26 protein-coding genes are annotated in these 22,446 nt (G+C 60.6%); 15 read left to right on the forward strand and 11 right to left on the reverse strand.

All coding sequences use genetic code 11. From position 1 onward, the window contains the following. Positions 1-33: 33 nt before the first annotated feature. Together DKY63_RS00215 and DKY63_RS00220 are read right to left on the reverse strand one after the other, a co-directional pair. Positions 34-840, reverse strand: a complete 807-nt coding sequence (locus tag DKY63_RS00215) for a lytic transglycosylase domain-containing protein (RefSeq protein ID WP_110962231.1) — start codon at positions 838-840, stop codon at positions 34-36. Positions 841-1,002: 162 nt separating this feature from the next. Then, complete coding sequence (locus tag DKY63_RS00220; protein ID WP_110962232.1) at positions 1,003-1,914, reverse strand: LysR family transcriptional regulator; 912 nt, start codon at positions 1,912-1,914, stop codon at positions 1,003-1,005. A 185-nt stretch (positions 1,915-2,099) separates the two neighbouring features. Here DKY63_RS00220 and DKY63_RS00225 point away from each other — a divergent pair, with 185 nt between their 5' ends. From DKY63_RS00225 to DKY63_RS00250, 6 genes are all read left to right on the forward strand, one after another. Continuing rightward, positions 2,100-2,540 carry a DoxX family protein gene (locus tag DKY63_RS00225; protein WP_110962233.1) on the forward strand — a complete coding sequence of 147 codons (441 nt, stop codon included), beginning with the start codon at positions 2,100-2,102 and terminating at the stop codon, positions 2,538-2,540. 74 nt (positions 2,541-2,614) lie between these two features. Further along, positions 2,615-3,538, forward strand: a complete 924-nt coding sequence (locus DKY63_RS00230; protein ID WP_110962234.1) for an NADP-dependent oxidoreductase — start codon at positions 2,615-2,617, stop codon at positions 3,536-3,538. A 113-nt stretch (positions 3,539-3,651) separates the two neighbouring features. Then, positions 3,652-4,581 carry a pca operon transcription factor PcaQ gene (gene pcaQ / locus DKY63_RS00235; protein WP_110962235.1) on the forward strand — a complete coding sequence of 310 codons (930 nt, stop codon included), beginning with the start codon at positions 3,652-3,654 and terminating at the stop codon, positions 4,579-4,581. Between the two features lie 127 nt (positions 4,582-4,708). Further along, positions 4,709-5,428 carry a protocatechuate 3,4-dioxygenase subunit beta gene (gene pcaH, locus DKY63_RS00240; protein ID WP_110962236.1) on the forward strand — a complete coding sequence of 240 codons (720 nt, stop codon included), beginning with the start codon at positions 4,709-4,711 and terminating at the stop codon, positions 5,426-5,428. 12 nt (positions 5,429-5,440) lie between these two features. Further along, entirely contained in the window at positions 5,441-6,043 is a 603-nt protein-coding gene (pcaG, locus tag DKY63_RS00245; protein ID WP_110962237.1) for a protocatechuate 3,4-dioxygenase subunit alpha, read from the forward strand. A gap of 265 nt (positions 6,044-6,308) precedes the next feature. Next, positions 6,309-7,928: a methyl-accepting chemotaxis protein gene (locus DKY63_RS00250; RefSeq protein ID WP_430523172.1), complete on the forward strand. Its 1,620-nt coding sequence runs from the start codon at positions 6,309-6,311 to the stop codon at positions 7,926-7,928. Between the two features lie 2 nt (positions 7,929-7,930). Here DKY63_RS00250 and DKY63_RS00255 read toward each other — a convergent pair whose 3' ends face one another. Further along, positions 7,931-8,887, reverse strand: a complete 957-nt coding sequence (locus DKY63_RS00255; RefSeq protein ID WP_110962239.1) for a GlxA family transcriptional regulator — start codon at positions 8,885-8,887, stop codon at positions 7,931-7,933. A 115-nt stretch (positions 8,888-9,002) separates the two neighbouring features. Here DKY63_RS00255 and DKY63_RS00260 point away from each other — a divergent pair, with 115 nt between their 5' ends. Both DKY63_RS00260 and DKY63_RS00265 read left to right on the forward strand, forming a co-directional pair. Then, a complete protein-coding gene (locus DKY63_RS00260; protein WP_110962240.1) occupies positions 9,003-10,004 on the forward strand; it encodes an SLAC1 anion channel family protein in 1,002 nt (333 codons plus the stop codon). Positions 10,005-10,083: 79 nt separating this feature from the next. Next, the gene (locus tag DKY63_RS00265; protein WP_110962241.1) at positions 10,084-10,410 is read left to right on the forward strand and encodes a DMT family transporter; all 327 of its coding nucleotides are present in this window, start codon (positions 10,084-10,086) and stop codon (positions 10,408-10,410) included. 224 nt (positions 10,411-10,634) lie between these two features. Here DKY63_RS00265 and DKY63_RS00270 read toward each other — a convergent pair whose 3' ends face one another. Continuing rightward, a complete protein-coding gene (locus DKY63_RS00270; RefSeq protein WP_110962242.1) occupies positions 10,635-11,003 on the reverse strand; it encodes a hypothetical protein in 369 nt (122 codons plus the stop codon). 278 nt (positions 11,004-11,281) lie between these two features. Here DKY63_RS00270 and DKY63_RS00275 point away from each other — a divergent pair, with 278 nt between their 5' ends. Continuing rightward, on the forward strand, positions 11,282-11,731 hold the full coding sequence (locus DKY63_RS00275) for an NUDIX hydrolase (RefSeq protein ID WP_110967809.1): 450 nt from the start codon (positions 11,282-11,284) through the stop codon (positions 11,729-11,731). A gap of 39 nt (positions 11,732-11,770) precedes the next feature. Further along, positions 11,771-11,911, forward strand: coding sequence for a hypothetical protein (locus DKY63_RS32300; RefSeq protein ID WP_204354284.1), 141 nt, complete (start codon positions 11,771-11,773; stop codon positions 11,909-11,911). Positions 11,912-11,967: 56 nt separating this feature from the next. On the opposite strand, the gene DKY63_RS00280 is transcribed toward DKY63_RS32300, so the two are convergent. Continuing rightward, positions 11,968-12,336, reverse strand: coding sequence for a hypothetical protein (locus tag DKY63_RS00280; RefSeq protein WP_110962243.1), 369 nt, complete (start codon positions 12,334-12,336; stop codon positions 11,968-11,970). Positions 12,337-12,712: 376 nt separating this feature from the next. Between DKY63_RS00280 and tspO the strand changes: the two genes are divergently transcribed. Beyond that, positions 12,713-13,153 carry a tryptophan-rich sensory protein TspO gene (tspO, locus tag DKY63_RS00290; RefSeq protein WP_110962245.1) on the forward strand — a complete coding sequence of 147 codons (441 nt, stop codon included), beginning with the start codon at positions 12,713-12,715 and terminating at the stop codon, positions 13,151-13,153. Positions 13,154-13,174: 21 nt separating this feature from the next. On the opposite strand, the gene DKY63_RS00295 is transcribed toward tspO, so the two are convergent. Both DKY63_RS00295 and DKY63_RS00300 read right to left on the reverse strand, forming a co-directional pair. Continuing rightward, the gene (locus DKY63_RS00295) at positions 13,175-13,801 is read right to left on the reverse strand and encodes a glutathione S-transferase family protein (RefSeq protein ID WP_110962246.1); all 627 of its coding nucleotides are present in this window, start codon (positions 13,799-13,801) and stop codon (positions 13,175-13,177) included. 64 nt (positions 13,802-13,865) lie between these two features. Next, a complete protein-coding gene (locus DKY63_RS00300) occupies positions 13,866-14,747 on the reverse strand; it encodes an NmrA family NAD(P)-binding protein (RefSeq protein WP_110962247.1) in 882 nt (293 codons plus the stop codon). A gap of 109 nt (positions 14,748-14,856) precedes the next feature. Between DKY63_RS00300 and DKY63_RS00305 the strand changes: the two genes are divergently transcribed. After that, a complete protein-coding gene (locus DKY63_RS00305) occupies positions 14,857-15,432 on the forward strand; it encodes a TetR/AcrR family transcriptional regulator (RefSeq protein ID WP_110962248.1) in 576 nt (191 codons plus the stop codon). Here DKY63_RS00305 and DKY63_RS00310 read toward each other — a convergent pair. The 3 genes from DKY63_RS00310 to DKY63_RS00320 form a co-directional block, all read right to left on the reverse strand. Next, positions 15,399-16,172, reverse strand: a complete 774-nt coding sequence (locus tag DKY63_RS00310; protein ID WP_110967810.1) for a metallophosphoesterase — start codon at positions 16,170-16,172, stop codon at positions 15,399-15,401. The genes DKY63_RS00305 and DKY63_RS00310 overlap by 34 nt on opposite strands. Before the next feature lie 133 nt (positions 16,173-16,305). Continuing rightward, a complete protein-coding gene (gene lldD / locus DKY63_RS00315; protein WP_110962249.1) occupies positions 16,306-17,448 on the reverse strand; it encodes an FMN-dependent L-lactate dehydrogenase LldD in 1,143 nt (380 codons plus the stop codon). Positions 17,449-17,604: 156 nt separating this feature from the next. Then, a complete protein-coding gene (locus DKY63_RS00320) occupies positions 17,605-18,594 on the reverse strand; it encodes a LysR substrate-binding domain-containing protein (RefSeq protein WP_110962250.1) in 990 nt (329 codons plus the stop codon). Between the two features lie 185 nt (positions 18,595-18,779). On the opposite strand from DKY63_RS00320, the gene DKY63_RS00325 reads away from it, so the two are divergent. After that, positions 18,780-19,313, forward strand: a complete 534-nt coding sequence (locus DKY63_RS00325) for a DUF4863 family protein (RefSeq protein ID WP_110962251.1) — start codon at positions 18,780-18,782, stop codon at positions 19,311-19,313. After that, on the forward strand, positions 19,314-19,862 hold the full coding sequence (locus tag DKY63_RS00330; RefSeq protein ID WP_110962252.1) for a chorismate--pyruvate lyase family protein: 549 nt from the start codon (positions 19,314-19,316) through the stop codon (positions 19,860-19,862). A gap of 133 nt (positions 19,863-19,995) precedes the next feature. On the opposite strand, the gene DKY63_RS00335 is transcribed toward DKY63_RS00330, so the two are convergent. Then, the gene (locus DKY63_RS00335) at positions 19,996-21,309 is read right to left on the reverse strand and encodes an L-fuconate dehydratase (RefSeq protein WP_110962253.1); all 1,314 of its coding nucleotides are present in this window, start codon (positions 21,307-21,309) and stop codon (positions 19,996-19,998) included. A 101-nt stretch (positions 21,310-21,410) separates the two neighbouring features. Here DKY63_RS00335 and DKY63_RS00340 point away from each other — a divergent pair, with 101 nt between their 5' ends. Next, a complete protein-coding gene (locus DKY63_RS00340; RefSeq protein ID WP_110962254.1) occupies positions 21,411-22,358 on the forward strand; it encodes a LysR family transcriptional regulator in 948 nt (315 codons plus the stop codon). Positions 22,359-22,446 lie beyond the last annotated feature (88 nt).

Here is a 22,446-nt window from a genome sequence, read left to right on the forward strand (position 1 = left end):
GGCTTGACCATCAGGGGCATACGCCCTCAGGCATCAGCGATGGTTGCGATAGCGTTCGGTCAAAGACTGGACGCGAGTGACGTAGGATTGCGTTTCCGCGTAGGGAGGCACGCCGTTGTACTGGTCCACGGACGCTTCGCCGGCGTTGTAACCTGCCAGCGCCAGCATCTGGTTGCCGTTGAAGCGCTTGAGCAGCCAGGCCAGGTAACGCACGCCACCACGAATGTTCTGTCGTGCGTCGAACGGATTGTCCACGGCAAAACGTTCGGCGGTGGCGGGCATCAACTGCATCAGTCCCTGGGCGCCGACATCGGAAATGGCGTAGGGGCGAAACGCCGATTCGGCATGGATCACGGCGCGGACCAGCGCCCTGTCGACACCATATTGACCCGAAGCGGCTTCGATCTCCCGCCGATAGGACTGCGTGTCCAGGCGCAATGAGGCGACCTTGAAATCCTTTGGCATCATGCACAGGTAGCAGCCCTTGATGTAATAGACCTCAAGGATATCGACCCTTGCGGTGATCCCCTCGGGGCGCCGGCTCACATATTGGCGAACACCCCTGTGCATGAAGGTGTACACCCGAATGCGCATCGCGCCAGAGCTGTCGTCCCGCACGAGCTGTGGCCGGGCCTTTGCCTTGGCACCGACACCGGCGCCCGCCGCGTCATTCACGCGAGTGCAGTGGGCGCGGGCGATAACTCGGCTGGTGTAGCTGATGGCTCCGTCCCTGGCCTGGCATTTGTACATGGCGCTGGCGCACAGTGGCGCCACCAGCAAGGCCAGCACGATACCGCCAGGAAGGCTCTTGCGAGCCAATCGCCATGCTCTGCAACTCATCACATCGCTCCGCGCCGCAGGCGCCGTTCAGACCGGGCGTGTCTTTGGAGGACCTGTGCCGGGTGACCCGCCTTTTTGTTCTGACAGTTATACCCCTTGTGACCGGCCCCGGAACTTGCGTTGACGTACGGGCTTGGGCAGCCCCATCGATCAGCCTCAAACTCAGGTGTCCGACAGCGAGCCTTGTTTGACGAATCTGTCGATCAACCACCTCGCCGCCGGACCCGGTGGCAGGTCCGTGCGGTAGATGACGTCGAAGCAATATTCGCCGCTTTTGTACTCCGGTATGTCCAATTGCACGAGTCGGCCGCTGTCCAGATCTTCCCGGACCATCGGTGCCGGCATGTTCCCCCAGCCGATGCCCTCACGCAGCAGCATGTGCTTGGCGCCCAGGTCCGCCAGGCGCCAGGTGCGGTTACTGAGCACGGCAAAATCCTTGTCCTTGGTCAGGACCGAGCGATCGGACAGCACCAGTTGCGTGAACTCTCGACCGGCACCGCGCGCATTGGATTCACTTGAAGCCAGCGGATGATTCGGGGCCGCCACCGGAATCAACTCGACACTGCCCACGCCAATTCTTTCGATACCGTCGATCCCTTCGTTCATTGGCCCGCTGACGCCGATGATTGCGCCACGGTTGATCACCAGTTCCGTGACGGCACCCAGGGCTTCCATATGCAAGTGCAGGGCAACGGTGGGAAATTCTTCGCGAAAGGTTTTGAGCGCATCCACCACACGTTCCGGGGGCAGCATCACATCGAGCACCACGTGAACTTCGGCTTCGAGCCCCTGAAGCAGTCCTTTCACTTTGGCGCGCAGGCCATGAATGCCATTGGCGATGGTTCGGGCTTCGGCCAGCACGGTGCGGCCGGCATCGGTCAGTTGCGGTTTGCGCGTGGTCTGGCGGTCGAACAGTGACACGCCGAGCTGCATTTCCAGGTTGGCAATCGAGTAGCTGATGACCGAAGTGGCCCGATGAAGTTTTCTCGCGGCAGCAGCAAAACTGCCGACTTCAACCACGGTCAGGAACACGCGCAGTTGATCGAGGGTTGGGGTTCCGGGATCTGAAATCATGCCTGTTTCCTCGAACGTAATGCCCAATGTTATCCCGGTAGTGCTAACAGTGAGTGCACAGCTTGTCTATTTTATCGAATCTAATGATCTAAATTAGTCGGCTATTCAGGCTAGCTGACGAGGTGCAAGATTTCTTCACGGCAGCGGCTCATGGCGAGTCGCGCACACCTTGAAGGAATTCCCTCATGACGACTTCTGCAAACATCGCTCACACCACTACTGCCGAACAGAGCCGCTCCGACGCGGCCCAGGCCTCGGCTTCGTTGATTGGCCGCGTACTGCTCAGCGCCATCTTCATTCTCTCCGGTTTCTCGAAACTGGCCGCTCCCGCGATGATGGTCGGGTACATCGGCTCGGTAGGTTTGCCGTTTCCGCAACTGGCGCTGGCACTGGCGATCATCGTCGAGATCGGGGGTGGCCTGGCGCTGATCGCCGGTTACCGTGCCCGCAGCGTGGCCGCTGTATTGGCGGTCTTCAGTGTGGCGACCGCACTGGCGTTCCATAACGCGCTGGGCGATCAAAACCAGTTCATCCACTTCTTCAAGAACATCGCCATGGCCGGTGGCCTGCTGCAGGTCGTGGCTTTCGGCGCCGGTCGCTTCAGCCTTGATGCCCGCCGCGGTTGAATCCCTGCCCGCGCTGCGAGAGCCCGTTCTTCGCAGCGCAATTTTTTCCTGATTCGCCAATAGTCGAGACCTCCATGAAAGCCATACGTGTGTACGAATACGGCAGTCCTGAAGTTTTACGCCTGCAAGACATTGCAGACCCGGTGGCCGGTGCAGGTGAAGTGCTAATCGAAGTCGCCGGGGCAGGGGTCAACCCGATTGACTGGAAGATCCTGTCCGGCGCCATGAAAGCGTTCATCCCGTTGCCGTTGCCCTTTACCCCCGGGGTTGAAGTGGCGGGTACCGTGGTTGCGCTCGGGCCGGACGTGCGTGAGTTCAGCCTCGGTGATCAAGTGTTCGGTTTCATCAACATCGTCGGTGGTTACGCGACCAAAGCCGTTGCCCAGGTTTCAAAACTGGCGATCAAACCAAAATCGCTCAGTGCCTTGCAGGCTGGCGCTGTTCCCGCCGCGGCACTGACGGCCTGGCAGGCACTGACCGAACACGCGGGCGTGCAACGGCGCCAGAAGGTGTTGATCCACGCCGCGGCCGGTGGCGTCGGCAGCATGGCAGTGCAGATTGCCAAGTATCTGGGGGCCGAAGTCTACGCAACGGCCTCTGCGCACAACCATGCCTACCTGAAGGATCTTGGCGCCGATTACACCATCGACTACACGACCCAGGCGTTCGATGAGTTGGTATCCGGCGTGGATGTCGTGCTGGATCTGGTGGATGGCGACACCCAGGCCCGTTCGTTCAAGGTCCTGAAAAGAAATGGCGTGCTGGTGTCACCGGTGAGCCTGCCGAACATGACGCTGGCCAACGATTACGGCGTGACGCCCGCCAACTTTGCCACCCGCTCCGATGGCCGCCAGCTTTCGCTGATCGCCGAACTGTTCGACAAGGGCCACCTTACCGTCGACGTCGAGACATTCCCCTTGAGTGAGGCAAGCGTGGCGATCGAAAAAAGCATGGGCCGTCATTTATCGGGCAGGCTTGTCCTCGATACCTCTCGGTAGGTGCCTGGATCGCAGCCGGGTGTTGAAAACGAAAGGGCGCAGCGCAACACTGCCTGCCAACGCGTTTCATCCACCACCGATGGAAGTCATTCCACGCAGGCAGAGCGACCCGATTGAATATCGATACCCGAATCAAATTCCGCCATCTAGTGTGTTTTCTCGAGGTGGCGCGCCAGGGCAGCCTGGCGCGCGCCGCCGACAAGTTGGCGATCAGTCAGCCGGCGCTTTCCAAGACCTTGAAGGAGCTGGAAACCCTGCTGGAGACCACGCTGTTCGAGCGGGGCAAGAAGGGTACGACGCTGACCGAGGCCGGTGCTGCCTTTCTGGGCTATGCCGGGCCGAGCGTGCAATCGCTGCGAGAAGGGGTCAACAGTTTGCGCGCCGGTGTGCATGAGCCCATTACCGTTCGGCTCGGGGTGCTGTCCACCGTCGAAAGCCTGCTGGTGCCTGAAGTGGTCCGCCGCCTGCACGAACGCCACGCCTCATTGGTCATCAGCATCATGACCGGGCCCAGTGCCTATCTGCTCTCGCAACTGCGGGTCGGTGAACTGGACCTGGTGGTCGGCCGCATGACCGACAGCCCGTTGATTTCGGGACTGGCGTTCGAGCATCTCTACAGCGAATCCATGACCCTGGTGGTGCGCCCAGGCCATCCGGTGCTCACCGATCCATTGGGACCGAAGAACCTCGAAAAATACCCGCTGATACTGCCGTCGGCCGGGACGACCATCCGCAAGTTCGCCGACAGCCTGTTTGTGCAGCACGGGATAACCCCTTCACGGCAACGCCTGGAAACCCTGTCGGTGGCCATGAGCCGGCGTTATGTGCAATGCAGCCAGGCCATCTGGGTCGCGCCCCATGATGCGGTCCGGCAGGACTTGCGCCAGGGTGAGTTGCAGGAACTGGACCTGGGAATGCGTGAACCCGGTGGTTCGGTGGGGTTGTGCAGCAACCCGGCGTTGCCGGGGACGGCGGCGGTGCAGTGGTGTGTGGAAGCTCTGCGCGAGGTCGGGCAGGAGTACCGTGAAGGGCAGTATCCATAACCATTTGGATATGGATAGGTTCGGTTTTTTCACTTTTGCAAGAGGTCGTCCGAGGGGACACTGAGGCCACGCGTCACTGCTCGTGCAGTGCCTGCTTCCGTTCATCCATAACAACAGGACAATCGACATGTCTGATGCGCAAGATAGCCGCTTCGTCATTCGTGACCGTAATTGGCATCCCAAAGCCCTGACCCCTGACTACAAGACCTCGATCCTGCGTTCGCCGCGCCAGGCGCTGGTGAGCATCCCGCAATCGGCCTCCGAAGCCAGCGGCCCGGACTTTTCCCATCTGAAGATGGGGCGCTACGACAACGACCTGTTGTTGAATTTCAACAACGGCGGCCTGCCCATCGGCGAGCGCATCATCGTCGCCGGCCGCGTCTGCGATCAGTACGGCAAGCCGATTCCCCACACCCTGGTGGAAATGTGGCAAGCCAATGCCGGTGGCCGTTACCGCCACAAGAAGGACAGTTACCTGGCGCCCCTTGACCCGAATTTTGGTGGCGTCGGTCGTGCCCTGACCGACCGCGATGGCAACTACAGCTTCCGCACCGTCAAGCCCGGCCCATACCCATGGCGCAACGGTCCCAACGATTGGCGCCCGGCGCATATCCACGTTTCCATCAGTGGCCCGTCCATTGCCACGCGCCTGATTACCCAGCTGTATTTCGAAGGTGATCCGCTGATCCCGATGTGCCCGATCGTCAAGTCGATCGCCAACCCGGAAGCGGTGCAGAGCCTGATCGCCAGGCTCGACATGAGCATGGCCAATCCCATGGATTGCCTGGCTTATCGTTTTGATATCGTCCTGCGCGGCCAGCGCAAGACCCACTTCGAAAACTGCTGAGGAGGCCTGCGCATGCCCGTTCAACTTCTGCCTGAAACCCCATCGCAAACAGCCGGCCCCTATGTGCACATCGGCCTGGCGCTGGAAGCCGCCGGCAACCCGCCGCGCGAACAGGAAATCTGGAATGAAATGGCCAAGCCCGGCGCGCCGGGTGAGCACGTTGTGTTGCTCGGTCATGTCTACGACGGTAACGGACACCTGATCCGTGATGCGTTCCTGGAGGTCTGGCAAGCCAATCACGATGGCGTCTACGACACCGATTTCGACCTGGAAAAACCGTTCAACTGCTTCGGCCGTACCGCCACCACCGACGTCGGCGAATGGACGATCAACACCGTGAAACCCGGCACCGTGAAAAACGCCGCCGGCGTGCCCATGGCTGCCCACGTCAACGTCGCGCTGTTTGCCCGGGGCATCAACATTCACCTGCACACTCGCCTGTATTTCGACGACGAGCCACAGGCCAATGCGGTAGACCCGGTACTGAATCTGATCGAACAACCGCACCGGCGCGAAACCCTGATTGCCAAGCGCTGCACCGTCGACGGCAAGCTGGCGTACCGGTTCGACATTCATGTCCAGGGTGAGTCGGAGACGGTGTTTTTCGATTTCTGACGATTGAACCTCTGTAGAAGCGAGCCTGCTCGCGATAGGGCCGGCACGTTCAACAACCCTGTCGCCTGACACTCAGCCATCGCGAGCAGGCTCGCTCCTACAGTTGACCGATACAGTTTCACTTCCTGTGCCCGCTTTTCCGGTTTGACTGATGTTCCTCCCTGATCCGGCTGATTAGGGTGTATGCGCTGGTAACTCCCCCGTGGCTTGACCTTCGGCTCCGGAAAAACCAAAACCATCGCATCGAACTGGAACTGGAAAAATGATGATCAGACGCATCAGGCTGAGCGCACGGGCAACTCTTTGCTTTGGCGTGATCAGCCTATTGTTGTTGTGCATGGGCGGGCTGTCCGTCTGGAAAATGTCGCAAATCGGCGTGCAGGCCAAAAGGCTGGAAGTCGATTGGCTGCCGAGCATCCAGGGCTCCGCGAAGATCAAGTCAAGCGCTTACAACCTGCGGCTTTCACTGCTGTATTACATCATTGACGGCGCGTCCGATAAGGACGGCGCGCGAAGCAAAGTCCTCGATCAGGACAAAACCCTCGATGAGGTCGCCCGCAACTACGAACCCAATGTTTCCTCTGAGGCGGAGCGGGTCAAATATGAAAAAGTCCTGGAGTTGATCAAGAACTACCACGAGAAGGTCCAGGTTCTGTTGACCCAAGCGGACAAGCAAACCCAACTCGAGTCCTTTGACTACATCCGTAAAGTCACCGTACCGGCCGCCACGGCATTGATGGAAGCCATCGATGAGTTGGCCGCCGTGAATACGGTGGGCGCCGCAACCTCGGGTTCGAACGCCCGTGCCGCCTTTGACAGCGGACTGGTCTGGGTGATCGCGATCATTGTCATGGGCCTTGTACTCACGGTTGCCATCGCCATCTTCTTTACCCGCAGCATCGTCTTGCCGATGCAATCGTTGCTGCAGGTCAACCAGAAAATTGCCGAAGGAGATTTGCGCAGCAATGTGGAAGTGTCGGGCGCCGATGAGCTGACGGACCTGCAGCAATCGGCCGCGGCGATGCTGAAAAACCTCAAGGGCACGATCAATCATATTTCCGAGTCTTCTTCCTTACTGGCCTCGGCGGCCGAAGAAATGAGCGCGATCACCGACGAATCGAAATCCGGTATCCAGCGCCAGAACCTCGAAACCGAACAGGCCGCCACGGCGGTCAACGAGATGACTGTTGCGGTCGAGGATGTCGCCCGCAATGCGGTGTCGGCGTCCAAATCCACTCAACAGTCTGGCACCGCCGCGCAGACTGGCCTGGACCGGGTCGCCCGGACCATTTCGTCGATTGAAAACCTCGCGGGCTCGGTGGGGCAGACCAGCAGCGACCTGGAGCAGTTGGCGCAACAGACCCAGGGCATCCGCAAGGTGCTCGACGTGATCCGGGCCATTGCCGAACAGACCAACCTGCTGGCCCTGAACGCCGCCATCGAAGCCGCCCGCGCCGGCGAGCAGGGGCGGGGCTTTGCCGTGGTGGCCGACGAGGTCCGGGCGCTGGCGCACCGGACTCAGGAATCGACCCAGGAAATCGAACAGATGATGAGCGGCATCATGTCTGGTTCCGACAAGTCCGTACTGTCGATGCAGCAAAGCAGCGCCGAAGCCATCAAGACCCTGGAAATCGCACGCGAAGCCGGGGAGGCCATTCGGGAAATCTCCAGGGCGGTAGCGGAGATCAATGAACGCAACCTGCTGATCGCCACAGCCTCCGAGCAACAGGCCCACGTCGCACGATCCGTGGATCAGAACCTGATGAGTATTCGGGATCTGTCGGCGCAAAGTACCTCGGCGGCCGATCAGACCTCGGTAGCCAGCAGTGAACTGTCGAAGCTGGCCATCGGTTTGAGCAAGGTGGTGTCGCAGTTCACCGTGTAGGATCAACCGATTGAAAAGCGCTTGCGATAATCAGTCGGCCCAACCCCAAGCCGGCGCATGAAGGCTCTTCTGAATCCGTCGGTATTGGCATAGCCCACGGTGTCGGCCAGGCGCTTGAGCGAGATGTCGGAATCTTCGATCAATCGCCTGGCGGCATCGATGCGGGCCAGCTCCACGAACTCGGCCGGGGTCGAGCCGGCTTCTGCCTTGAAGGTGCGGGCGAAGTTGCGTTCGCTCATGCCAGCGCGGGCGGCGAGGGTGGGGACGCTCAGATCGGCCTTCAGGTGCTGCACCACGTAATCCTGCACCTCCCTGATCACACTGCGCTCGGCCGTCTGGGCGGCCAATTGCGCGCTGAACTGCGATTGCCCGCCCGGTCGCTTGAAGAACATCACCATCTCGCGCGCCACGCTGAGCGCCAGTTCCCGACCGTGATCCTCCTCGACCAGCGCCAGGGCCAGGTCCATGCCCGCCGTGACCCCTGCCGAGGTATAGAGGTTGCCGTCCTTGATGAAGATACTGTCGGCGTCGACCTGGGTGTGCGGATGTTCCCTGGCGAGTTTCGCGCTGGAATTCCAGTGCGTCGTGACCCGGCGGCCGTCCAGAAGGCCGGCGGCGGCCAGCAGGAACGCGCCGCTGCACACCGAACCGATTCGGCGCACCGATCCGGCCTGCTTGCGCAGCCAATCCTGCAAGGCGGGATTTTGCGCGATCTCGTCGATGTGCGGGCTGCCGGCCACGAGCAAGGTATCAATCCTGCCTTTATAAGTTTCGAAGGTCTCGTCGATGGCAAGCCTCAGGCCGCTTGAGCCTTTGATCATCCCTTTGTCGGTGCCGATCACTTCGATCCGGTAGGCCCGTGGATTGCCCAACTGTTTGGCTGCCTCGGAGAAGACATCCGCCGGACCGACCACGTCCAGCAACTGTACGCGGGGGAAGGCCAGGAGGGTGATGCGCATGATGTCTGTCCTCGTCGAATCATTGGCTGAATACGTCGTAATGTGACTATTTCAGCCAAAGGCTGATTGGCTGAAAATAGCCCCAACAGCAAATTCAGTCAAACGGGAGACTGCCATGAACGCTGCATACACCCCTAACGTCGCTGTGGCTCAATCGGTAACCAGCAGTACGACTTCCATCAAAAACCTGCCCATCAATCTGTTCGGCGCGGTCATGGGCCTGGCTGGCCTGGGTCTGGCCTGGCGCTTGAGTGGTCAGTATTTCGGTATCGGCGGCCTGCTGGGTGAGGCGATCGGCGCGTTTGCCGGCCTGGTATTCGTGTTGCTGACCCTGGGATACCTGAGTAAATGGGTCAAACACCCTGAAGCGGTGCGTGCCGAATTCAATCATCCGGTTGCCAGCAACTTTTTCGGTACCGTCACCATTGCGTTGTTGCTGCTTTCCGCCGTGGCGGCACCCCACAGCCCGCTGCTCGGCGAAGCACTCTGGATACTGGGCAGCATACTGACCGTGCTACTCGCAGGCCTGGTGGTTTCGCGCCTGTTGTCCGGTGCCCAGGATCCCTTGAATGCGGTGCCCGCCTGGCTGATCCCCGGCGTTGCCACCCTTGATATCGCAGTCACCGGTGCGCACATGCCGATGGTCTGGGCGGCCGAATTCAATTTGTTTGCGCTGGCCGTGGGTGCCGTGCTGGCTCTGGTTTTCTACACCCGGATCTTCTCGCGTCTGGTTCATTCAGCCCCTTTGGCCAAAGGCATGGTGCCTTCGCTGATGGTCTTGATTGCACCTTTTGAAGTCGGCTTCCTGGCGTACACCAATGTGTTCGGCGAGATCGACCGGTTTGCCAGCGTGCTGTTCTACTTCGGCCTGTTCCTGTTCTTGGTGTTGAGCTTCAAGGTGTTCCGTCGTGATGTGCCTTTTGCCCCTTCGTGGTGGGCGATCAGCTTCCCCATCGCGGCCCTGAGCAACGCGGCGCTGAAGTACGCTCATGCCCTGGACAACACCCTGCTGACGACCATCGCTGTGCTGATCCTGTTGTTCCTCACCGTGGCACTGAGCCTGCTGACCGTGAAAACACTGTCCAGCCTGGTGCGCGGCAAGCTGTTGGCCAACTGACGCTTTGCTTCTCCGTTTACCTCCCCCTTTGGCGAGCCTCAAATGGCTCGCCTTTTTTTGCCCATGAAGGTCTTGTCCCATGACGTACACCACTTCCTGGTTACTGCTGATCGTCGCCGGTTTCCTGGAGATCGCCTTTGCGATCGGCCTGAAATCCGCCAACGGCCTGGAACGCCCTTGGTTGCTCGCTGGCACTTGCGTGGTATTGGCCGGCAGTTTGTCCCTACTGACAATGGCCTTGCGAGTCCTGCCGGTCGGCACCGCCTATGCGGTCTGGACCGGAATCGGCGCTGCGGGCACGGCACTTGTCGGTATGTATTGGCTGGGGGATGGGGTTTCGTTCTGGCGGTTCTTCTGGATTGGCTTGATTCTGGCGAGTGTTGCCGGGCTGCGCTGGGCGGCCTGAAGACCCGTATACCCCTGTAGGAGCGAGCCTGCTCGCGATGGCTTTAGCCGGATCAACATCGATGTTGCCTGAACCATCGCTTTCGCGAGCAGGCTCGCTCCCACAGTTGTTCTTCGTTGAACATGACATTGGGGGTAGACAATATTCAGGGCGGGGCACAAGGCACGAAAAAGCCCGGCTGATCAGGCCGGGCTTTTTGCGGGTGTTGCTGTGAGGCGAAGAGCTTAGGCGACAGCGTTGCCATGCAGGCGGTCGGAACCGTCGGCAGCGACGGTGTTGCCGTGCAGACGGTCAGAGCCATCAGCTGCAACTTCGTTGCCTTTCAGGCGATCAGAGCCGTCAGCGGCGACTTCATTACCTTTCAAACGATCCGAACCATCGGCAGCGACTGCGTTACGTTTTTCCAGCAGACGATCCGAACCACCTTCGGCAACTCGATTCTGTTGCAGGCGATCGGAACCGCCTTCAGCCACACGGCTTTCGATCAGACGATCCGAGCCGCCTTCAGCGACAACAGGTTGAGCGGAAGTGGCGGCGAAAGCGTTCACTGCAAAAACCGAGAAAACGATGCTGAGGATGGTTTGGCGTTTCATGATCGTGTGCTCCGGGGGTGTTCTGGTTGGTGTGGAGCCATTGTTGCGCCGCAGGGTATTTAACAGAACTTGATTGATGTGATTGCGAACATCGACGGCATCGATAGGGCAAACGGTGCCCTGAAGGAGCCGCCTTCGGCAGCTCCTTCAGAGTCTGTAGCTGGCCGCAAAATCCGCGAACAACCCAAAACCCCTTGTAGGAGCTGTCGAGTGCAACGAGACTGCGATCTTTTTGAGTCAACGCTCACTCAAGGAGGATCATGGAAGACATACATCAAATGCGTGAGAGAAAGTCAGCACGTTTACTGGTGATCAGCCCTTGTCGGGAAGTCCTGCTTTTCAAGTTTGTCCATGACGATGGAGCCCTGGCCGGTCAGCGTCACTGGGCTACCCCAGGCGGTGGCCTGGAGGAGGGGGAAACGTTCCATGCCGCTGCAATCCGTGAACTTCGGGAGGAGACTGGTATTGAGGTGGAGGCAGTAGCGGGGCCAGTGGGGGATCGCAGGTTTCCCATGCTTTTGCCCAGCGGCGAGTGGGTGATTTCAGTGGAGCAGTATTTCGTTGTGCGCGCTCAAAACCGCGTTCTTTGCAGTGCCGAGTGGACGCTCCATGAGACTCAGGTCATGGCGGATCACCGCTGGTGGACTGTTGATGAGCTGAGATCGACGGAAGAAACGGTCTGGCCAGAGACGCTCATTGAGATGCTTGCAGGGGCGGGTATCTTTTGACCGATATTGCGGCTGCCCGGGACCCCTGTAGGAGCGAGCATGCTCGCGATGGTCGTCAACGATAACGCGGGGTATCTGGGTAAACGCGGCGTTCTTGAGTCCATCGCGAGCATGCTCGCTCCTACAGGGGATTGGCTGTTTACCCATATTTCCTGTTCGGCAAAAAACAATGCGGCATGAAAAAGCCCGGCTGATCAGGCCGGGCTTTTTGCGGGTGTTGCGGTGAGGCGAAGAGCTTAGGCGATAGCGTTGCCATGCAGGCGGTCGGAACCGTCGGCAGCGACGGTGTTGCCATGCAGGCGGTCGGAGCCATCAGCAGCGACTTCGTTGCCTTTCAGGCGATCAGAGCCATCAGCGGCGACTTCATTACCTTTCAAACGATCCGAACCATCGGCAGCGACTGCGTTACGTTTTTCCAGCAGGCGATCCGAACCACCTTCGGCAACACGATTCTGTTGCAGGCGGTCAGAGCCACCTTCAGCTACACGACTTTCGATCAGACGATCTGAGCCGCCTTCAGCGACCAGGGGTTGAGCGGAAGTGGCGGCGAAAGCGTTCACTGCAAAAACCGAGAAAACGATGCTGAGGATGGTTTGGCGTTTCATGATCGTGTGCTCCGGGGGTGTTCTGGTTGGTGTGGAGCCATTGTTACGCCGCGGGGTTTTTAACAGAACTTGATTGACGTGATTGCGAACATCGACGGGATTGATAGGACGAGAGGCGTACCGCTCGTGCTCGTGATGATGCGATCACTACCTGCGAACGCGACCCCTGTAGGAGCGAGCCTGCTCGCGATGAACCTGAGGGCGCAGCGGGGTGTCAGGCTGCCCGCGTTATCGTTGACGTCCATCGCGAGCAGGCTCGCTCCTACAGGGGGGCGGGGTTCTGTTAAATCTGCGTTTTCACGACCTTCGCACTTTTTCGTCTTGCACGGCCTCTAACCTTAAGACCAAGACTGATGGCTTTTGCCAAGGACAGACGATGACCTTTCCCATTTTCCTTCTGGCCTGTGCGGCCGCCGCGAGCAGCGGGTTCTTTTTCAAGCCGGGTGAGTGGTATGCGGCGCTGAACAAACCCGGCTTCACGCCACCCAACTGGGTGTTTCCCGTGGCCTGGACGACGCTTTATCTGCTGCTCGCCTGGGTCGGCTATCGCTTGACCCTGATACCGGGCAGCGAAACGCTGTTGGCGTTGTGGGCGGCGCAGATTGCGCTTAACACCTTGTGGACGCCGGTGTTCTTCGGCGCGCATCGGGTATTGGCCAGCATGGTGATCCTCGCGCTGCTCTGGCTGGTCGTCGCGGTGATGCTGGTGATGGCGATGCGTCTGGATGTCATCACCGGGCTGATCCTGTTTCCGTATTTGGTGTGGCTCTCGTTGGCCGCAGCGTTGAATTTTTCCATCCTGCGGCATAACCGTTGACGAGGAACATGCGCCATCCATTCAAGCGACGTGTGTGGAAAATGCCTTCAAGCCACGCTGCACCGCTGGCCGGGCCTCAATGGTGGCGTACCAGCGTGACAGGCATGGAAGGGCCTTCCAGTCCAGTCGGTCGCGGATCGATTTGGCCAGGGTAAAGGCCGAGATGTCCGCCATGGAAAACTGCTCGCCAGCCATGAACTCACCGGTGAGAAAGGTTTCTGCCAGCTTGAACTGTTCGATCACTCGCCGTTGGAGCAATTCGGCGGCGTCGTGCATGCCGGCCTGGTGAAGAAAGAACGCGGCGTGGCTGGGGGCGATGATGTCGGTGACGAAGAAGAAATAACGATCAAACACCCTGTTGCGCTCAGGCCCGTGTTCAGCGGGTGATAACCGGCCCGGTGCCTGGCCGTCCGCGTACTGGATGATGGCGTTTGACTGGTTGATCACCAGCGCCGGTGTCGAGCTTCGATCAACCAGGGTCGGGACCTTGCCGGCCGGGTTGAGTGCCAGGAATGCCGGGTCACGATGTTCACCCGAGTACAGGTCCACGGGGCACGCGGTGTAGGCAATGCCCGCTTCCTCCAGAGCGATGGCGGCCCTGATGGTGTTACCCGTTTCGGCGCCGTACAACTCAATCGCAGTGTTCATTGAATGCTCCTTCTAGAGAGACAGGTCGGGTGAGCGTCCGTCGGGAGCACTCACCCGGTCTGCGTCAGGCATTGAACAGGTCTTTGTGCAGCGTCACGAATTGCTGCACGGTCAACGGCGCCTGGCCGGTCACTTGGGCAATGATGCTGTCTTCGCCTTCAAACACACCGTGCTGGTAGTCCAGGGCGACTTCACCCAGGTGCTGCACGAGGAAGGCGGGCAAACCGGCGCCGAGCAATTCCTCCTTGTACTCTTCAATGCTGATGGGCTGGTAGCTGATCTTGCGACCCAGTACTTCACCGATGGCATCGGCGACGCCTTGCTGGCTCAGTTCAACGGGGCCGTGCAGGGTGTAGCTTTTGCCTTGATGGGGTGTTGGGTCCTGGAGGATGGCGGCAATCAGGCGAGCCTGATCTTCAGCGGCGATCGGCGCGTGGCGGCCGTCACCAAAAGGCAGGCGAATCTGGTCTTTGTCGCGGATATGGGAGCGCCAGTGCGGGTAGGTGAGCCATTGCGCAAAGTAGGTCGGGCGCAGGTGGGTCACGGCCAGCCCGGACCAATCGAACACGCGCTCCGCCGTCCAGTGATCGAGCGCGGCATTGCTCTTGGCCTCACGCCGGGCGGAGATCTGCGACATGTTGATCACGGCTTCGACGCCTGCTTCTTTCGCCGCCTGGGCGAAGCGTGCGGTGGCATCGATCAACCCCGGGGCAATCGGGTAGACGAAGTAAGCGGCACGGATGCCTTCCAGGGCGCTGCGCACCGCGTTCAGGTCCAGCAAGTCGCCGAGCACCACTTCGGCGCCCATTGCCCGAAGTTCGGCACTGCGCTCATCTTCCTTGCGCACCAGTGCCCTGACCGGCACGCCCTTGGCGGTGAGGATTTCGATGGTTCTGCGACCGGTGTCTCCGGTGGCGCCCGTTACGAGAATGGTGGCTTGCGTCATGGTCGTGGCCTCGGTATTCAGTGTGGGAGACGGAATATATTATGTCCGTAATATAGATTAGATGTTATACAACATCTAAAGTCAAACACCACTCATCAGGATGTTCGCCATGCGTAAATCACGGCAGGAAACCGCACAAACCCGGCAACGGATCGTCGAGGCCGCCAGCGTCGAGTTCCGCCTGAACGGCATCGACGGAACGGGGCTCGCGGGTTTGATGGCCGCCGCCGGCCTGACCCACGGCGGCTTCTATCGGCATTTCGAATCCAAGGATCAGGTCGTGGCGCAGGCGTGCGAGGTGGCGGTGGAGTCGCTGGTAACGGAGCTGGCCGGGGTAGGTGAAGTCGGGGGATTCGATGCGCTGGTCAGTCATTACCTCTCGACCGAACACCGGGATGCGCTGGAGAAAAGTTGCCCCTACGCGGCGCTGGGCGGCGAGCTGGTTCGCAGCGAGCAGGAGGTCAGGGAGGTGGCGACCCAGGGCCTGGAGCGGGTCATCGATATGTTGACCGCGCAAGCCGAGCCAGAGGAGGGTGACGCCGCACGCGCCCGCGCAGTCGTCACTTTCTGCACCATGATGGGCGCGCTCACCCTGTCGAGAATGGTGTCGCGCCCCGAGCTTTCAGTTGAAATCCTCGAGACAGCCCGAGGTCATCTGACCCTGTCGAGTTCAAGCACCAACTGACTGTCGAACGCAGGGTTTTCATTCACCCCGTCTTTCGCATAACCCCGCGGATTACACACCACGCGCGTATCACCTACCCGGTAATCGAAACTGCCATGGGTGTGCCCGTGCAGCCACAGTGCCGGCTGCCATTGACGGATTTTCTTCTCCAGATCCGAGACGAAACTGGAATTGATCGGCGAGTCGGCGAACATCGGCGCGATGCTGTAGCGGGTCGGGGCGAAGTGCGAGATCACCACCGTCGGCGTGCTGCTGTCGCGCTTGAAGCAGTCGTCCAGCCAGGCGACGGTCTGCAGGTAAATCAGCTGGGAAATCGCCGGCGTGAACAGGTCGGGAAAGTCCGGCGAGATCCTGATATGGCTGAAGTCGCGAATCAGCCGGGTCGCCATGTCGACACCCAGGTCCCGCTGGGGGCCTTCCTCGAACAGCCGATAGTCCGACCAAAGGGTACAACCCAGGAAGCGCACGCCATCGTGGACATGCTCCGAGCGTTCCAGCACCGTGATTTGCGTGCCTTGGGACAAGGTGCGCAGCTGCTCATGGGTCGAGATCAGGTCGCTGCCATAGAACTCGTGATTACCCGCCACATACAGGATCGGCAACGGGCAGGCGCTGGCCCATTCGATGGCCCTGTGTGGCCTGGCAATGTCGCCCGCGAGCACGACGATATCGGCGTCCACCTCGGGGAAGGGAATCGCGTTGACGGACAGGTGCAGGTCGGACAGCAGGGCGATGCGCATCGGCCAATTCTCGGCGGTGGAAATGCCAGTCAGGCTATTCCGATCGCGGCGCAGCTGCAACGCGGACCTCCTGTAGGAGCGAGCCTGCTCGCGATGAACATCCAGGCAACGCGGGCATTCAGGCAGTGCGCGGTCAGCCAACCGACCGCACCAGAATCGATTCGTCAATCTGCTCGATGGAAGTCACCCCGGTCAGGGTCATGGCCACGCGCATTTCCTTGGCGAAGATATCCAGCATGTTTTCCACCCCGCGCTGCCCATCGGCGGCCAGTGCATAAGCCATGGAGCGACCGAGCAACACGCCCTTGGCCCCCAGCGCCAGCATGCGCACCACGTCCAGCCCCGAACGGACACCTGAGTCGACCAGCACGCTCAAGTCGTTGCCGATCGCCTGCATGATCGGGGGCAGGGCGTGGGCGGTGGAGAGCACGCCGTCGAGCTGGCGGCCGCCGTGGTTGGAAACGACGATGCCATCGGCGCCGAAGCTCACCGCGTCGCGGGCGTCCTGAGGATCGAGGATGCCCTTGATGATCATCGGGCCCTTCCAGAATTCACGAATCCACTCCAGGTCGCTCCAGCTGATCGACGGGTCGAAGTTGTTGGCCAGCCAGCCCATGTAGTCTTCGAGGGTGACGGCTTTGCCCAAGTATTTGGAGATATTGCCCAGGTCATGTGGTTTTCCCATCAAGCCGACATTGAAGGCCCAATCGGGGCGGGTCATGGCCTGGAGGATGCGGCGTGTCGAGGCGAACGGGCCGGACATGCCCGAATGGGCGTCACGGTAGCGGGCGCCGGGGGTGGGCATGTCGACGGTGAATACCAGATTCCGCACCCCGGCGGCTTGCGCGCGCTCCAGGGCATTGCGCATGAAGCCGCGATCCTTGAGCACGTACAGCTGGAACCAGATCGGCTGTTGCGTGTTGGCCACTACTTCTTCGATCGAACACACCGAGACGGTCGACAGGCACAGCGGGATGCCCTTGTTCTGCGCCGCCTTGACCGCCTGCACTTCACCCCGGCGGGCAAACATGCCGGTCAGGCCAACCGGCGCCAGCGTGATCGGCATCGCCTGGCGCTGACCGAAGAGGCTGGTTTCCAGGCTCAGGCTCTCGACGTTTTTCAGGATCCGCTGGCGCAGGCTGACGCCGCTCAGGTCGGCGCTGTTGGCCCTTAGCGTGTGCTCTGCATAAGCCCCGCCGTCGATGTAGTCGAACAGGAAACGAGGGAGTTTGCGACGTGCCGCTTCGCGGTAGTCCGATGCAGAGGAGATGATCATAGATGGGCAGGCCTTGATCCGGGGAGAGACGAGTTCTGAGCAGGTTAGCGTATGTGCGGGGGGCGGACACATTCAAAAAAGAGGGTGGCCGGGCTGGCGCCTTCGCGGGCAAGCCCGCTCCCACAGGTTTTGTGGTGTGCCGGGGAATGGGCTTGTTCAGTCCTGCAAGCGCGAGATCTCATCCGCCGCCGCACTGATCTGGCCATGCAGCCAGCGCTGGGACGGATCATTGTCGTTACTGCTGTGCCAGAGCATGTCCAGTTGCTGTTGTGCCGCCGGGTAGGGCAAGGGTTTGATCAGCAAGCCCAGAGTTCTGGCAAATGTCCGGGCGAGGGGACGCGGCACGATCGCCAGTAACTCACTGCCTTCGAGCAGCATCGGCAACGCCAGAAAATGTGGCAGCACGATTTGCCGGCGCACCGACAGTCCCGCCTCCGCCAATGCCTGCTCCAGGGCATTGCGATCGTACATTTGTGCCTGTCGGGCCAGGCCTCTTTCGAGGATGTAGCCGCTGAACATCCCTTCACCTTCGCCACCCAGGGACACGACCGCCAGCGGGTAGCGCACCAGGTCTTCGAGCCGCAGCGCATTGTTGCCGATCGGATGAGCACCGCTGCAGATGAACACTTCGTCCTGAAACATTACCGGCTTGGTGCGAAAGCGCTCCGGCGCGTTGCGAAAGCTCCCGATCGCCACATCGATTCGCCCCAGGTCAATTTGCTCGGCCAGATCCAGCCGCGTCGCCGGGGTGATCGACAGGTCGATACCCGGTGCCGCCGTCGATAGCCGGCGGTTGAGCTGCGGCAGCAGTGTGGCGGACACGTAGTCGTTGGCGGCGATCACAAAGGAGCGGCTCACCGTCTCGGGTTTGAACGACGAGGCACCCAGGGAAAGGGTCTGGCTCATGCTGTGCAGCGCCGCGCGCAGCGGTCCGCTGATCTCGAGTGCATAGCTGGTGGGGGTCATGCCTTTGCCGGTGCGGACGAAAATTTCCTGCCCCAGCCCTTCGCGCAAACGCGACAGCGCATGGCTGACCGCGGACTGACTCAGGTGCAGGCGTTGGCTGGCGCGCAGCACGCTGCGTTCCTCCATGACGGCGTCGAAGACTCTAATCAGATTCAGGTCCAGCTTATCGAAACCAATCATGGGGAAACATTCCGGTGGCGCGAGTTCGCTAATGATTTGAGGCCATAAATCAAGGGTTTGCAAGCGCACATCGGACTTGGCCAGATATGAATGTCATGCATAAGGACACTGCAAAACCTGCGCTTTTTGTCTGGGTGCGGGTATGGGAAAGTTTCAAAAACCTTGCCCCATGAGTGCCTGAAAACATGAAACAGCGTGATGAGTTGATTGATCTTTGTATCGAGTTTCTTTCCGGGGTCAAAGACAAAACCCCGAGTGCCGATCTCGAACAATGGCTCAACGATACATACGGGCCCGACAGTGAAACCTACCAGCGCATGGCCGATCTGGTGATTGCGGGCGTGGCGCAGGGATGGGCGGCGGACACGCCTATCAGTGGCCCGAATTATCGTCGCAGCCGTCTGTGCGAACCTTGCGCGCAGACGTTCTATTTCAGCATCACCACCGTCTACATGGACAGTAAAGGCTACGAGCTGTACAACGAGCAGCGCACTTTCCGAGGCGATTATCACAGCCATCCCTACGGTGAGTTGAACATGGTGATTCCGTTGGATGAGGTTGCCGTGCTGGCAGGCCCGCGGGGCTGGCAGGGCGCCGGATGGACCGCACCGGCGCCGGGCAGTCATCACTTTCCGGAAGTGAAGGGCGGCGCGTTGATTGCCTTCTTCTTCCTGCCCGCCGGGCGCATTGCCTATGACGTCCCGGCGCAGGCCTGTTGAATGGAGGCGGCGTACATTTTTTCGCAAGCGCAGTTGCAGTGGAATTCAATCGGCCATTGGCGTTCATCGATGGCGGCCACCTGCCGGGACTGGTTGTTTGACCGAGGCTCATTGACCCGGCGCCTCAAGGCACTCTCCGACAACCAGCTACAGGTGATTCCCCTGCGCGAAGAAGCAGGGCCGCTCCTGCCGCAGGAATGCCGATTGCTCGGCGTGCCGCCGGGCACTATCGGCTGGATACGCGAGGTTTACCTGAGCGGTTTCGGCCGGCCGTGGGTTTATGCCAGGTCGGTGATTGATCACCTGAATTGCGAGGTAAGTGATTCAGAGTTACTTCAACTAGGGAATATTCCACTTGGGCATCTGTTATTTGGTGACCCACCGTACCAGCGCAGTGAAATAGAAGTGTGTCGTTATCGGGATGCCTGTAATGCCGGCAGTCATCCCGCGGATCCGTTATGGGCCAGACGCTCGGTCTTCAGGCGCGAGCAAACACAGGTTCTGGTTCATGAAATGTTCCTGCCTGCGCTTTGGGAAGAGTTGAGTTAATAGGACTTGCGCAAAACGACCCCTGTAGGAGCGAGCTTGCTCGCGATGTACGCAAGAACACCACGGGGCGTCAGGTTTCCCGAGTGATCGTTGACGTCCATCGCGAGCAGGCTCGCTCCTACAGATCAAGCGATCAGTCGCGAGCGATATCGAGCCACACCGGCCCGTCGGGATAGCGGTAGCGCTCCAGCGTTTCGGCGCTCATTTCGATGCTGTAGCCGGGGCGCTGCGGCGGCATGTAGCGGCCACGGCGGATCACCACCGGGTCGAGGAAGTGCTCGTGCAGATGGTCGACGTATTCCAGCACGCGGTTTTCCAGCGAGGCCGAGACCGCGATGTAGTCGAACAGGGCGATGTTCTGCACGTACTCGCACAGCCCGACACCGCCACCGTGGGGACAGACCGGGACGTCGAATTTGGCGGCCATCAGCAGCACGATCAACACCTCGTTGAGGCCGCCCAGGCGGGCCGCGTCCAGTTGGCAGAAATCCAGCGCGCCGGCCTGGAACATCTGCTTGAACATCACCCGGTTGTGGCAGTGCTCGCCGGTGGCGACGCCGATGGGGGCGATGCGCTGGCGGATGCTGGCGTGGCCGAGGATGTCGTCGGGGCTGGTCGGCTCTTCGATCCACAACGGTTCGAACGCCGCCAGGCGACGCATGTTGGCCACCGATTCATCGACGCCCCACACCTGGTTGGCGTCCATCATCAGGCTGCGTTCCCAGCCGATTTCTTCGCGCAGGATCGTCGCGCGACGAATGTCTTCTTCAAGGTCAGCACCGATTTTCTGCTTGATGTGGGTCCAGCCGTCGGCGACGGCCTCGCGGGCAAGTTGGCGCATTTTTTCTTCGCTGTAGCCCAGCCAGCCCGGCGCGGTGGTGTAGCCGGGGTAGCCTTGCTCCAGCATCTGCGCCTCGCGCCGGGCCTTGCCGGGGGCCTGGCGGCGGAGCAGGGCGATGGCCTCTTCGGGGGTGAGCACGTCGGTGACGTAGCTGAAGTCCAGGCAGCGCACCAGTTGTTCGGGCGTCATGTCCGCCAGCAGCTTCCACACCGGCTTGCCTTCGTGTTTGGCCCACAGGTCCCAGACGGCGTTGACGATGGCCGCGGTGGCGAGGTGGATCACGCCTTTTTCCGGGCCCAGCCAGCGCAGTTGGCTGTCGCCCACAGTGATCGCGTGCCAGAACGCGCCCATGTCGGCGACGATGTCTTCCAGGGTCAGGCCGACCACCAGGGGTGCCAGGGACTGGATCGCCGCCACGCAAATTTCGTTGCCACGGCCAATGGTGAACGTCAGGCCGTGGCCTTCCAGGGCCGGGGCGTCGGTATGCAGCACGACGTAGGCGGCGGAATAGTCCGGTGCGCTGTTCATCGCGTCGGAGCCGTCCAGTGACAGCGAGGTGGGGAAGCGGATGTCGCGAACGCTCAGGTGGGTGATGCGAATGCTCATGGTGGGCTCTTGTAGTTGTCGACCGATTGAGGTCTCGACTGTAGGTCGCCGAGCGATATGTGCATAATCGCGATTCTTTAAGTAGTGATACCGGATTCGATATGTCTGACGATCCCGCCGTCGCCTTGCTCACGCCGCGCAATCTCAACGGCCTGAAGATTTCCAGCCGGCAGATCACCTTGCTCAACGCCCTGGGTGAATACGGCAACCTGCGCCGGGCCGCCGCCGCGATGCACACCACGCAACCGGCCGCCAGCCTGCTGTTGCAGCAACTGGAAGAGCGCCTTGGCGTACGGCTGTTCGAACGTTTGCCACGGGGCATGCAGCCCACGCTCTATGGCGAGGTAATGATCCGCTACGCCCAAAGCGCTCTGCATGAGTTCGAACATGCCGAGGCGCAAATCGCCGAACTGGCGCGCGGCGCCATGGGCCTGGTGCGGATCGGCAGCGTGATGGGACCGGTGCCGCGATTACTGACCAAAGCCGTGCTGGCCTACAAGCGCGATCACCCCAAGGTGCGGATTTCCATCGAGGTCGGTACCAGCGATACCTTGCTCCCGGCCCTGCTGCGTGGCGATCTCGATGTGGTGCTGGGGCGCCTGCCGGACCAGAGCGCCAGTCATGAGCTGGACATCGAACTGTTCGACAACGGCGAGCAGATGCGCGTGATCGCCCGGGTTGGTCATCCGTTGGCGGGCTGCCCGTCATTGGCATTGAGCGACCTGGTCGACGCGACCTGGATCCTGCACCCCATCGGCAGCCCCATGCGTCGCCGGGTGGAAAGTGCCCTGCAGGCCGGTGGCATGGTGCAGTCGCTGGACATTGTCGAGACCGCGTCGATCCTGGCGACCACGGCGATGATCGAGGCGTCGGACATGATCGCGGTAGTGCCCAATGATGTGGCCGAGCATTATGCGGGCTACGGCATGATCGCTGTCCTGCCGGTCGAGTTGCCGATCTCCATGGTCAACATCGGCCTGCTGACCCTGCGCTCCCGGCCGAGGTCGGTGGCGCTTCAAACGCTTCTCGAATATTTACGCGAGCAATGATCCAGCTCCCTGTAGGAGCGAGCCTGCTCGCGATGGTCGTCAACGATAACGCTGGAAACCTGACACCCAGCAGCGTCATGGAATCCAT

The organism is Pseudomonas putida, from assembly GCF_003228315.1.
Lineage (GTDB): Bacteria > Pseudomonadota > Gammaproteobacteria > Pseudomonadales > Pseudomonadaceae > Aquipseudomonas > Aquipseudomonas putida_S.